This is a genomic window from Streptosporangium sp. CA-115845 (assembly GCF_050943795.1).
Taxonomy (GTDB): Bacteria; Actinomycetota; Actinomycetes; order Streptosporangiales; family Streptosporangiaceae; genus Streptosporangium.
Genome location: NZ_CP191987.1, coordinates 150,317 through 162,427 on the forward strand (window position 1 = coordinate 150,317; position 12,111 = coordinate 162,427).

Consider the following 12,111-nt stretch of genomic DNA (forward strand, 5'->3'; position numbering starts at 1 on the left):
AACGGGTCGCTGAGCACTACCGGCCCCAGCGCGCTTACCCGCTTAGCGACCTGCCACTGCTGGCCGACGCCCCGGCCGAGGATGTCGCTCCCCTCTGACGCCGACGCGAGCAGGCCTACGAGCACACCCCTACACCGGAAAGGTAGCGGCATGGGCTTTCCCGCCTATGGCACACCAGCAAGCAAGGCCCTGCGGGACATCCTCGACGCTGGACACGCTCTCCAGCGGCTCCGAGAGCGCTTGCACCCCCACCGGATCTACGCATCCATCAGCTATGAGAACGGGCCACGCCTACACGTCGCCAACGACGTCACCGTGTGCGTCGTCCCCGGCGACGACGGGCTGCGCTACTCCTGGCAGGCCCCGCAGCGGGAGCCCTCGTCCCCGGAAGCCATCGCTGAGCAATCCGCGCCGCTGGACGACCTGGACGAGGCAGCCCGCCTGATCGCCGCCTTCTGCTACGCCCCGCCCCGCAAGACGCCAGCGCACTAAGGCCGACGCAGCGCCCCCATGGGGCGTGGCGCGGGCCCGCTCGGGCGCACTTCGCTCCGCACCATGCAGCGCGAACCCCTCACCCCCACCGCAAGGGAGATCTCCATGGCCGCTGCCGCAGCACAGCTCACCGCCAGAGAGCTGGCCAACCCGCGCAGCCTCATCCCCGACCAGCTGTTCGGGTTCCTCGCCGATCGCATCGCCCGCGAAGAGCACATCTCGCAAGACCAGGCACAAGAGGTCATCGAGCAGGCGCTGGCCTTCCTGGTCGCCTGTGGCCTCAATCCGGACGTGCGTCTGTTCCCCTCGCCCGCGGTGGAGATCGCCTGGGAGAAGTTCTTGACGTACACCCGGGCCTACGGGGAGTTCTGCCAGCAAGTCGCCGGCCGCTTCATCCACCACTGGCCGATCGACGTCCCCAAGCACGCACCACCGGACTCGAAGGCCGCCCTCCAAACCAGCGTCGAGGCGATGCGGGCCGCGGGCCTGCCCGTCGTGGATGAGCTGTGGACCTCGTTGTGGACCTCAAAGATCGAAGGCGGCCAGTGGCAGCGGGGCCGCACCGAGTTGCAGGAGAGCCGATCGTGAGCAGGCCACAGTGGGAGGACCTGCCCGCCACGGTGCGCGCAGCCGTTGAGGCTCAGACCGGCCGGGTCCTCAAGGCCGAACCGGCGGCCAAGGCTCTCGTAGCGGGCATCATCACCCGGCTGCACATTGAGGACGGCGGCTCTCTCCTTCTGAGGGCGATTCCCGCCGACAGTCCCGCCGCGCCTCGATACGCGCGCGAGCGAGGGGTGGGCACCGTCTTGCCGCCGGACCTGCCCGCCCCGCGGCTGCGCTGGAGCCGCGGCCTGGAGGGGTGGACGCTGCTTCTGTTTGACTACATCGACGGCCGGCCTGCGGACCTGACGCCCGGCTCGCCGGACATCCCCCTGGTGACAGATACCGTGAGCTTGCTCAACGAGGTGCTCACGCCGTGTCCGGCCCGCGCGCGGGTCCCCGACGTCGCCGACAACCTCGTCTTGCTCCAGGACCGCGCCGAGCACCTGATCGGCAGTCGTGACTTGGGCCTGCCGTATCAGGTCTTGTTCGAAGAAGCCCTCCGCGGATTTCGGCCTGAGGACCTGGCCGGGGACACGCTGCTGCACTACGACCTGACCCCGCACAAACTTCTGATCTGTGACGGTCAGGCGTACGCCACCAACTGGGCCCTGGCAGCCAAGGGTGCCGCGTGGATAGAGCCGTTCGCCCTCGTCCCTCGCCTCATCATGACCGGCCATCCCCCGTCGCAGGCCGAGGCGCTCATGGCCGCGGTACCCTCCTGGCGGACCGCGCCGAAGGAGGCGGTGGCCGCTTTGGCCGCGCTGTGGACTTTGTCGCGCCTTTTCAAAGTGCGAACCGGGCCGCCGAAAAGGCTCACGGGGCGCGCTCGAAAGGCTTACATGGCCCATGCGGCTGAGGCGGCCGAAGCGGGCCGGTCCTGGCTGGTCTACTGCACCATGTGATCCCCGCCATCCGGACCACTGAAGAAGTCTCTTGATCGATCGACCAGACCTTCGTGTCGGCACACGCCAAACCCATCCGAGCCCACAGCGCGGCGGGCCGGCGCGGCGGCCCCTCATGGGTGCCGCCGCGCCGGCCCGGTCGTGCGTATCACCCGCTCAGTCGTCGCAGACCCAGCCGTATGGACACCAAGAAATGGTCGCTCGCGCTCCGGCCCAGCTCATTGGCCCAAACCTGGTAGGAGCCGGGGACGATGGCAGGGGCGAGCAGTGGGCTGAGCAGGATGTGGTCGATGCGGGCACCCTGCCCGGAGTCAACGTCGGGGCTGACCGTGACCGTCGTATCCCCGGCTACGCAGCCGACGTTGACGAAACCTGCCTCGGCGAGCACGGTCAGCGCCCGCCGATCCGACACCAGCCGCCCGTCAGGCCGCAGTCCTGGCGGCAATGTCTTGTGAAGGCGTTTGTGGAGCGGAAGCTGCTCCCAGTCGGGCTCGAACTCCGGCTGATGGTCTGGGCAGTCGGGGAACAGCGAGTTGAAATCACCGCCGATGACGGCCGCCACGCCCCGAGCGGCGAACTTGGTGAGCTTTTGGGCCTCGTCCAGGCGGATGTCGCCGTTCCAGCTCGCCCACTGCACCGACCTCAGCGCCAGCACCGGCTGCAGGCCCGCCACCTGAAAGTACAGCCAGCCGACCTGATCATGGAAGACGTCCGGCAGGTCAGGGGTGTAATGACGGACAGGACGGAACCGAGGCCAGCGGACGAAGACCATCTCATGAAGCTGACCGCGGACACTGCGGGTGATGAAGCTGCGCAACCCGAAGTCACGCAGCAGTTCCTCGGCGCGAAACCGTAGCTCCTGCCCCCGAGTGGTGAACCCCCTCCCCTCCTGAAACAGCAGAACGTCGACTTCCCCGGAGATCTGGTTCACAAGCTGGGGAAGAAGCTCCAGTCCTCGATGGTCGTGGTGAGTTGTGTCCCATCCACCGTCCTGTAAATTCAGCGCGGCGATCACCAACTCGTCGTTTGAAGCCACTTACGCTCCTGGTATCAGGTGATGAGGGATGGGCACAGGAGGTTCCTGGCCCGCCCTTCGCTGATGTCGGCCACCGAAATCGGCAGGTCCTTCCCGCCGCGGGGCTCGTTTCAACGTCCGGTCTCCTTTCGCGGGGGGCGATCTCGCAGCAAGGCGGGCAGGTCGCTCAGGTGGGAGAGCACCACTACCCCGCTCGGCAGGAGCGTCTTGTCCTCAGCGCTCAGCGCGCCCTGGCCGATCAGGGCCGCCCGCATTCCGAAGTCGAGCGGACCCAGGACATCCTTCAGCAGGTTGTTCCCGACGGACATGATCACTTCGCGGGGGCATCGGGCGGCGGCTGTCACCTTCGCGTAGAACGACGGCTCAGGTTTGGCACACCCCAGAAGGTCGGACTCCAGCACCTCGGCGAACAGATGCAACACCCCCGCCGCCTCCAACGCCGGCCCTCTGCGTTGTCCCGTTTTTGTGTTGGAAGTCAGCAGAAGCCGGATATCCATCGCGTGCAGCTGCCTCAGTGTTTTGGCCGCTCGGGGACATACAGGGCGCATAGCGAGGCGCGGGTCGAGCGGTGTGAGCGGGTCGGTGAGCGTCCCCCCATAGTCGACTGCCAGGCACACCGGTTTCCTGATCTGACCTGGCCAGGCCGCTGATCTTGCCGCATCCGGCTCGGAAGCGGCATCATCTGCGCCATGCTCGGCTACCTGTGGCGTGGGGCGGGGTGCGGTCATGACCTCTTCTTGTTCTTGTCACTGGATGATTTGGCGCCACGGCCGGCTAGCCAGCCTGGGTCTAGAGCTGTTAACGCGCCAAAACGCCCGGGGGTGAGTTTTCCTTCCCGGGCGTTTTGGCGCTGCCTGTTCAGCCAGGGACGGAAATCGAGACCTTCTGGGACCGGATGCCCCGTTTTACGGGGCAAGTGGCCATGCTTTTCCACGTAAGCACGGGCGGCTTGGAAGTAGGTGTTCCAGCGGGCTTTGGTGCTGCGGGCAGTCACCCAGTTGGGATCCAGCTTGTCGAGGACAGCGCGGTCTTGCGGAGCGAGACGGTCAGGGAATTTACGACGTGTAGCGAGCCATTGTCCCAGTGCGAAACCTTCGGGGGTCTCCCACATGGTGGGTACGTCCAGGTTGCCGTGCTCGGCAGCGTATGCGGTGGCGGCCGCCAGCCCGCGTCGTAATTCCTCTTCTATGATTGACCAGACCATCCCGATCTCGTCCAGGAGTTTCCGTTGTTCGGCGGTGAGTGGCCTGTTTGATTTGGTGCCGCCACGGTCACGCTGATGATCCAGCCATGCAAGCAGGTTCGTGCCCGTAGCGGTTCGATATTCGGGGTCGGGGCGCAAGTGTTTGTGCGTGGCGGCGAATTCACGCGCCTCCTGGTAGGTCCGCCCCCATAAGGAAACGGTCTTGTGCCAGGCAGGGTCGACGGCTTCTAACGCCAGGCGGCGTTCTTCGGAAAGCGTGCCATTTCTCAGGCAAACTTGCTGGGTTTTTAGCCACGAGGAGAGCGGTACCCCGTCTATTGTCAGGCCTGCGGGAATCAGGCTCAGGCTGCCGTGCTTTTCAGCGTAGGTGCGAGCCACGCTCAGGGCGTGCTGCCATTTTTCCTCCCGCCGGGTCCAGACCATGCCGATCTTTGTCAGCAGATCGATCTGCTCGGCGCTGAGCACGCCGGCGTTGTGGTCAGCGGCTTGCTTTTTCACCCATTTCCCCAGCCGCAGGCCTCCGGCGGTCTGGAAGTTCTCGTGGATGAGTAAATCTTTATGCTCTGCGAAGTAGGCGCGGGCGGCACCGTAGTACTCACTCCACGTGGAGGTGGCCGCCTGGACCGCGCGGACCTGGATGGCCGCGGCGAACCCCTCAGGTACCGGCGCGCCTGTCACCGACAGCCAGGTGGGGCGCATCGGTGACGGCTCGACGTCGGCTGCAGCGGCGGCGTCCTGGTTGCGGGCACCCATCTGGACCCGCATCTTGTCGAGATGGTTGGCGAGGCGATCATCGTGTGCGCGCAGCGCCCGGACCACCTGCCAGACCTGCGCGTACCGCGAGCTCTCCAGAGCCGTTTCGGGGCTTTCTCCGGGCTCCAGGAAAACCGGTACCACGATACGGGCGATCTTGCCGGGACGCTCTCCGATTCGCAGCGCCCGCCCCACGGCCTGCACCGTGTCGATCACGCTGTTGCGGACAGCGGCCAGCACGATGGCATCCACCGCGGGGGCGTCCACCCCCTCGGTGAGAACGCGGGCGTTGGACACCACACACAAGTGCCCGCCACTCTTGCTCTCAGTGTGGGGAGAGTGCGGGGAATCGTCGCCGAGCCGCTCCAGTGCCGCGCGGCGCTCGGCGATGTCCTGGCCGCCGTAGACGTAGTGGCCCGATACCGAGGCCGGGCGATGCGCGGGCTCCATGAGCTGCCACGCCTGGGGAAGCGTCGCCGCCCAGTGGCGGGCGTCGGCCACCCGGTTGTGGAAGCTAATCGCCCGGCGGATGCCGTACTCCCGCGCGGCACGCAGGACCGCGATTTGCATCGCCAACGTCCGGGGGTCCATGAGGGCGGTGTCCAGCCGCAGGTGACGCTCCTGCTCCTCGGTCAGCCGATGGATCTCCTCGTCGGTGACCAGCGGGACGACGATCTCGTAGTCGGCCAGCAGGCCGCGCTCGATCGCTGTCGAGGTCGGCAGGCGAAAGACCACGGGCCCGTAGATGCCCTGATCGTCCATCGACACCAGCTCATCACGCCCCCCGTCACCGAGCAGGATCTTGCGGGTCGCGGTCATGTACAGCCGGCGCCGGGCCGGGACCATGGCGTCGTCGTGGAAGGCCGCCCATGCCCGGCCCGCCCGGCCGGCCGTGCGGTGCGCCTCATCGGCTATCGCCAAATCCCACCTTTTGAGGCCATAGCGGGCGTGGGCCGCGGCCAGCACCGGCAGGCTCTGATAGGTGGCCAGAACCGTCAGCCGGCCTGGGCCCGCCGTCGCCGCCGCCAGGGACGCCGGGTCGGTGGTCACCTGTGCGCCCTCGACATCCAGCGTGTTGCCGCGCGACAGCACCCGGGCATCGGAGCACACCGCGACCACCCGGCCCAGTGCCACCCCGCCGTGCCGGTCGAAGGTGCGCACCATCTGCCCGACCAACTCCAGGGTCGGCACCATGATCAGTACTCGTCCCGCCGGAGCCAGGCGTCCCGCCGCCTGGGCCGCGATCCGGGTCTTGCCGGTGCCGCACGCCGATTCCACCGTCGCCCGGCCGCCTCGCCGAAGCGTTCGTTCGATCGCGGCCACGGCAACCGGCTGGTGTGACCACAGCTGCGCGCTGTCGAGAGTCTGTGTCACCGCAGGGGCCGCCTTGGTGACGTCCCCAGCTTCTGACCTGTCGTGGTGTTCACGAAATCCTTTCGACTCTTTCAAGATCATTAAAGTGCTGTGCGCCACGCGAAGGTATTGCTGATCTGGGGGTCCGCCCCGCGAGCGGTTCCCCGGTTGCGCACCACCGCTCGCAGGGGGAAGGGAGGTGCGCCGGCAGGAGACGGGGACTCCTGCCGCCGCACCGGCTCATGAGGGTCTCGGCGCCGCCGGGTCCGCGAGCGTCGCGATGACCAGGTTCAGGCCCGCGACGGACTTGATCCGCTGCGGCCGACCGCATGCTCTTGCGGGGCCAGGGCCAGGGCCGGGGCCTGCGCCGTGTGGCGATCCAGCACCGCCGGAGCGGGGCGTAGTCGATGTGCCATTGGGGATGACGTGTCGAGCTGCGCCCGGAGCCTGGTCGGATCGTTGGGCGAAGAGCGGGAACCTACACGCCCGATGGTTGCGGAACAGTCCCGGTGTCCGGTTGATCAGGGCTTTTCGCTGGTGTGCGCTCATCGCTTCACTCCCACCCCGCCGAAACCAAGGACGTCCTCGTTGAGGGTGAAGATCGGGGGTTCGGGGCGCCACCAGGGAATGCGCACAACCCCGGGATCGACCATCTCCAGGCCGTCGAAGAACGCGCTGATCTGATGCTCGGTGCGGAGCACCAGCGGAGCGTTGGCATTTTCGTAGATTCTCTGCGCCGCCTGCAGGCCCTTGTCACCTTGGCGTAGCTCTCCATGCGAGATGACCAGATGCGATCCGGCCGGTACCGCGTCCATGAGGGCCGAGACGATCCCGGTGGGGTCTTGCTCGTCGGTGACGAAATGCAAGATGCCGCACAGCATGATGGCGACAGGCTGGGTGAAGTCGATGTGGTCCCTGATCGTGGAGTTGGTCCTGATGGTGTCAGGGTCACGCAGGTCGCCCCAGGCCACGACGGTTTCGGAGGTCTTCGCGAGCAGCGCGCGGGCGTGAAGGAGCACAAGAGGGTCGTTGTCGACGTAGGCGACTTTGGTACCGGGGTTATGCGCTTGGGCGATGTCGTGGACGTTTTCCAGCGCGGGCAGGCCAGGGCCGATGTCGATGATCTGCGTGATGCCTGCCTCGGTGATGAGGTATTGAATCACCCGGCGCAGGAAGTAGCGGCTTGCTCGCACGGTCGTCTGCAGTGCGGGCACTGCTCGCATCACGGCCAGGGCTGCTTCGCGGTCGACCTTGTAGTGGTCTTTGCCGCTGAGGTAGAAGTCGTTCATGCGAGCGACGTTCGGCACGAGAAAAGCGTCATCGGGCAATTTGGTGGGGTTGCCGTCGCCGGCTCGGGTGGTGGGCACAGCAGAACGCTTTCGGGTCAGAGGAGATAGGGGTGAAGGCTCGAATCGAGACAGCCAAAAGCCCGCGAAGGGGAACAGGCTTTCGGGCTGCCGGCCCTGTGAGACCAGAACGGGGATGGACCCTGGTCTCTGGAAAACGGCCCGGGGATGGCGGGCCGACGGCCGGGCGCGCCGCGCTCGCGAAGCGGCCGGCGGCGCGGCGGTGAGGTCAGGCGGCCCTTGAGGGGATCGCGGCGCCGGGGTGGGGCTGCTCGCTGAGAAGGACCGGTAGCGAGGTCACGCCGGTGGCGACGATCGACGGCAGCCAGGTCAACGTGTCGGCCTCAACGGCCAGGCGCAGAGCGGGGAAGCGGTGAAAGAGCATCTCCAGCGCGATGGTGGCCTCCTGCCGGGCCAGGGCCGCCCCCAGGCAGTAGTGCGCGCCGTGGCCGAAACTCAGGTGGGGTTGCTGGCGCCGGGTGAGATCGAAACGGCCCGCGTCAGGCCCGTGTTGGGCACTGTCGCGCCCGGCGGCGGCGTAACACATCAGCACCGCCTCGCCTGCGGGAATGGTGACGCCGCCGAGGTGCACATCTTGGCGGGTGTAGCGGAAAGGCAGGGCGGCGATGCTGGGATACAGCCGCAGTGTCTCCTCCACCGCCGCCGCCCAGCCGACCTCACCGCCGAGGACGCGGGCGAGCTGGTCGGGGTGGGTGAGCAGGCCGTGCACGGCGTTGGTGATCAGGTTGGTGGTCGTCTCATAACCCGCGCCGATCATCAGGATCAGTGTCCAGATCAGCTCTGGCTCGCTGAGGTGATCGCCTCCGTCGCGGGCGGCGATCAGCGCGCTGGTCAGGTCGGTGCCCGGCCTGGCGCGCTTGTGGCGCACCAGCTCGGCCAGTTCGTTTTGCAGGCCCTCGTGGGCTGCCTGCGCCTGTTGGGGGGTGATGGTCTGGTCGAACACCGTCGCGCACAGCGGTTGCAGCCGCTCGCGTTGCTCGCCGGGTACGCCGAACAGCTCACTGATCACCGTCAGCGGCAAGGGGAGCGCGAGGCCTGCTTTCAGGTCGACCAGCCCTGCGGTGTCGGCGGCGTGCTCGGCCATCTGCTGCAGCAGCGCGGCGGTGATCTCGGTGATCCGCGGCGCCAGGCGCTCGATTTGGCGCGGGGTGAAGGCTTGGGCGACCAGTTTCCGCAGCCGGCCATGGTCGGGGTCATCAGCGGTGAGCATGTTCTCGACCCCGACCCAGGAGATCAGCACCCAGTCCGGGGGGATCAGGCCGGTGGTCCAGGCGCGCCAGTGCCGCGGGTTTTTCGCAAAGCGCTCATCACTACAGATGCGCCGCAAGAGCTCATGGCGGGTTACCGCCCACGCAGTGACCTCACCAGGGAGCGCCACCTGAAAGACAGGCCCGAGCGCGTGGAGGCGGGCTGCTTGTTCGTGGGGGGTGCCGGCGGCCAAGGCGACGGGGTGGGCTCTGTCCATGAGGATCTCTCCTGGGAGGGGGTGAAGCTGGCGGGCAGGTGCTCGACGGCGGCGGCGAACAGTGAGGGACGCCAGGTCAGGCGGGTGTGCTCGGTGAGGCGAAGATCCGGCAGGCGCTCGGCCAGCACGGTGATGGCCCAGACGGTGATATCCATGGCGATCTTCTCGCCGGGGCATCGGTGAAGGCCGGCACCAAAAGAGGCGTGCGCGCGATTGCCCTGCATCTGCCCGCCCATCTGGTCGGCCTCTCCCAGATTCGCAGCGGTGATCCCCATGCCGACCGGGGTACCGGCCGCAATGCGGTGGCCGCCCAAAGTAGTGTTACGCACCGGGTAGACGAACGGGTAGACCTGCATGGGGCACTGCTGCCACAGCACCCGATGGACGGCCTCCAGGATGCTGGTCCGCTGTCCGGCGACATCACAGCGCAGCGCCCCATCGCTCAGCAGCGCTGCGAGCGCGTTGGCGATCAGGTTGCCGGTGGGGGCCCCGGCGGCGCCGACGAGCAGGACCAGATGCTGCAGGAGTTCCTCATCGCTGAGGTCGGCGGGGTGCTCTTCGAGGAATCTGGTGATGGTCGCCCCCGGGTGGACGCGCTGGCGGCAGATGAGCCTGCGCAGCATGTGCTCGTATCTGCTGTTGGCCTCCGCGGCGTTCGTGCCGTCCCAGATCTGATGCAGCAGCGGCAGCATCTGGTCGACCTCAACGGGCTCCAGGCCGAACAGTCCCATGACGACGCGCAACGGCACGACGGCGGCGTAGTCGGCCACCAGGTCGGCGCGGCCCTCGGCGCTGAAAGCGTCGATGAGCCGGTGGCACTCAGCACGCACCTGCCGCTCCAAAGCGCCCTTGTCGATTTCAGACAAAGCCGCTTCGACGGCTTGTCGAAGCCGCGTGTGCTCGGCCCCATCGGCGAACAACAGGTTATTACGCCATCCCATCATGGGCCTGAGCTCAGAGTCGGCGGGTATCGACCCGTCGGCCAGCTGCTCGCACCGGCGCGAGTCACGCGACCACGTCTGCGGATCACGGGAGATGTGGTAGATCGTCGCCAGGTCAAGGACGACATATCCCCGCACGCCTTCGGCGAGCCACACGGGTGCGACCGGGCCCTGGGCGCGCAGGCGGCGAAATACCGCGATGGGATCGGCGTGAAAGTCCGCGCCGTACAACGGCTGTACCGGACATCTTCCGGTACCCGCCGCAGGGCGGGCAGGAGGGGGGTGAGACATCAAATACTCCAGGCAACAAGGTCACGGTGGCTGCGGGTGCGGGGTCTGGGCGCGACAGGGGAAGGGCGGCGGGCACAGGCCGAGGTGCACCTCGGCCCGTGCCCGCCGCCGCACCGAATCCGGCGCGAATCTGAGCGGCGAAGTGCGCCCCTTTTCGCCGGCGAGCGCTCTAGGCGGCAGTCGGGACGGCAATCATGCGGGTGAGCCCGTGCGGCAGGCTGCAAGCAGCCAAGAGCGTGAACCCTGCCTCGGTCAGCAGGGTGGTGAATTCGGCGGCGGTGCGTTCGCGCCCGCCGGCAAACAGGCCCATCCCCCGCAGGTCCATGCCGTAGCCGCTATGAGGTTCAGGGCCGTTGGGCAGCACGTATTCCACGATGACCAGCCGCCCCGTGCCGGTCGTGGCCCCGCGGATGCCGTTCAGGATCGCTACGGCGTCCTTATCGCTCCAGTTGTGCAGGACGCTGCCCAGCAGGTGGACATCGCCGGATGGGACCTGGGCGAAGAAATCGCCGCCGACCACCTCGCATCGGCCGCTCATCTGATGGTCGGCCAGGTAGGTGCGCGCCGCGGGAAGGACCACGCTGCGCTCCAGCAGCACTCCACGGCAGCCGGGCAGCTCCTCCAGCAGCGCTGCCAGCAAGGTGCCGCGGCCGCCGCCAACGTCGACGATGACGGACCCGGGCTCAATCGCCGCGGTGGCGGCCCAGATGCGAAGCGCCTCAGCGATCGGGGCGCTGCGGCAGGTCATGAACCGGTCGAACACGCTTTGGGCGACGGGATCGCCGCCGATGACATCGTAGGCCGACGTGCCCGGGGCGAGATACGGCTGACCGGTCCCCACGACGGTGTCCAGATGCCACATCGCCCCCCACCACACCGGATGGCCGCACATCTGCAGTGCAGGACGCATGGAGTCGGGCCGGTCATAGCGCAGGGTCTGCCCGGCGGCGGTGAGCTCATAGTGGTCATCGACGGGTGAGGTGAGCACGTCCAGCGTGCGCAGCCTGTCGGCGATCTCCCTGACGGGATCGGGGTGAACGCCGGTCCGCTCGGCGAGATCGGCTGCGCTGAGCGCGCCGTCGCGTAGCTTATCGGCCCAGCGATGCTCTGCGGCGACCCGGAGCGCGGCCAGGTCACCGAAGGCGGTGAGCAGGTCGGCGATGCTCCGCTGAGGGTCAGACATCTCGGTAGCAGAAGCACTGTTAGCCGCCGGCGGCGACAGCAGGTCGAGCAGAAGGCCCGGGCGGGTGGTCACGGCGGAGGTGAGCAGTTCGGGCAGGACTCGCAGGTCGTGTTCATAGGCAGGAGACTCCCAGCGCTCTATCACCGCCTCCAGGGCACCGCGACGGCCGGTGATCAGCGTCTCCCCGACCGGCGGCAGCCACCACTGATTCGTGGTGGCGTCGGCCGCCACCAGGGCGTGCGGGGCTAAGGCTCGCAGCAGTCTCGCCAGGAAATCAGGGTGCGCGTCGCACTGCTCGGCCAGGTGGCGAAGGCTCAGGCCGCCGCCGGCCAGGGCGTCGGGGACACCGAGGCGGATGAAAGCGCGCACCCCGCACGCCATCCAGTAGCGGTTGATGACGCGCTGGATCACTTCTCGTGGGTGACCGGGCGAAGGGATGCTTGAGGGCGGGGTGGTCCGGCGAGAAGGCAGCGGGGACCTCATCTGAGGCCGCCTGCGCACGCAACGCCGCGGACCGATGC

Annotated in this window: 10 protein-coding genes; 3 read left to right on the forward strand and 7 right to left on the reverse strand. The window is 67.6% G+C overall.

Annotated features, from left to right (window positions below; all coding sequences use genetic code 11):
• Window positions 1–150: 150 nt before the first annotated feature.
• From ACQP0P_RS00715 to ACQP0P_RS00725, 3 genes are all read left to right on the forward strand, one after another.
• Window positions 151–492, forward strand: a complete 342-nt coding sequence (locus tag ACQP0P_RS00715; protein WP_433358872.1) for a hypothetical protein — start codon at window positions 151–153, stop codon at window positions 490–492.
• A gap of 63 nt (window positions 493–555) precedes the next feature.
• Window positions 556–1,080 (forward strand): glycine-rich domain-containing protein, encoded by a 525-nt coding sequence (locus ACQP0P_RS00720; protein ID WP_433358873.1) that lies wholly within the window; start codon window positions 556–558, stop codon window positions 1,078–1,080.
• Window positions 1,077–1,997: a hypothetical protein gene (locus ACQP0P_RS00725; RefSeq protein WP_433358874.1), complete on the forward strand. Its 921-nt coding sequence runs from the start codon at window positions 1,077–1,079 to the stop codon at window positions 1,995–1,997. The genes ACQP0P_RS00720 and ACQP0P_RS00725 overlap by 4 nt, the downstream gene beginning before the upstream one ends.
• A 148-nt stretch (window positions 1,998–2,145) precedes the next feature.
• Here ACQP0P_RS00725 and ACQP0P_RS00730 read toward each other — a convergent pair whose 3' ends face one another.
• From ACQP0P_RS00730 to ACQP0P_RS00760, 7 genes are all read right to left on the reverse strand, one after another.
• Window positions 2,146–3,033: an endonuclease/exonuclease/phosphatase family protein gene (locus ACQP0P_RS00730; RefSeq protein ID WP_433358875.1), complete on the reverse strand. Its 888-nt coding sequence runs from the start codon at window positions 3,031–3,033 to the stop codon at window positions 2,146–2,148.
• A gap of 110 nt (window positions 3,034–3,143) precedes the next feature.
• Window positions 3,144–3,761, reverse strand: a complete 618-nt coding sequence (locus ACQP0P_RS00735; RefSeq protein ID WP_433358876.1) for an HAD family hydrolase — start codon at window positions 3,759–3,761, stop codon at window positions 3,144–3,146.
• Entirely contained in the window at window positions 3,758–6,445 is a 2,688-nt protein-coding gene (locus tag ACQP0P_RS00740; protein ID WP_433358877.1) for a Helicase associated domain protein, read from the reverse strand. The genes ACQP0P_RS00735 and ACQP0P_RS00740 overlap by 4 nt, the downstream gene beginning before the upstream one ends.
• Window positions 6,446–6,888: 443 nt before the next feature.
• A complete protein-coding gene (locus tag ACQP0P_RS00745; protein WP_433358878.1) occupies window positions 6,889–7,710 on the reverse strand; it encodes an SAM-dependent methyltransferase in 822 nt (273 codons plus the stop codon).
• Between the two features lie 208 nt (window positions 7,711–7,918).
• Entirely contained in the window at window positions 7,919–9,037 is a 1,119-nt protein-coding gene (locus ACQP0P_RS00750) for a cytochrome P450 family protein (protein WP_433358879.1), read from the reverse strand.
• A 14-nt stretch (window positions 9,038–9,051) separates the two neighbouring features.
• Window positions 9,052–10,347 carry a cytochrome P450 gene (locus ACQP0P_RS00755; protein ID WP_433358880.1) on the reverse strand — a complete coding sequence of 432 codons (1,296 nt, stop codon included), beginning with the start codon at window positions 10,345–10,347 and terminating at the stop codon, window positions 9,052–9,054.
• Between the two features lie 229 nt (window positions 10,348–10,576).
• Complete coding sequence (locus ACQP0P_RS00760) at window positions 10,577–12,001, reverse strand: methyltransferase (protein WP_433358881.1); 1,425 nt, start codon at window positions 11,999–12,001, stop codon at window positions 10,577–10,579.
• Window positions 12,002–12,111 lie beyond the last annotated feature (110 nt).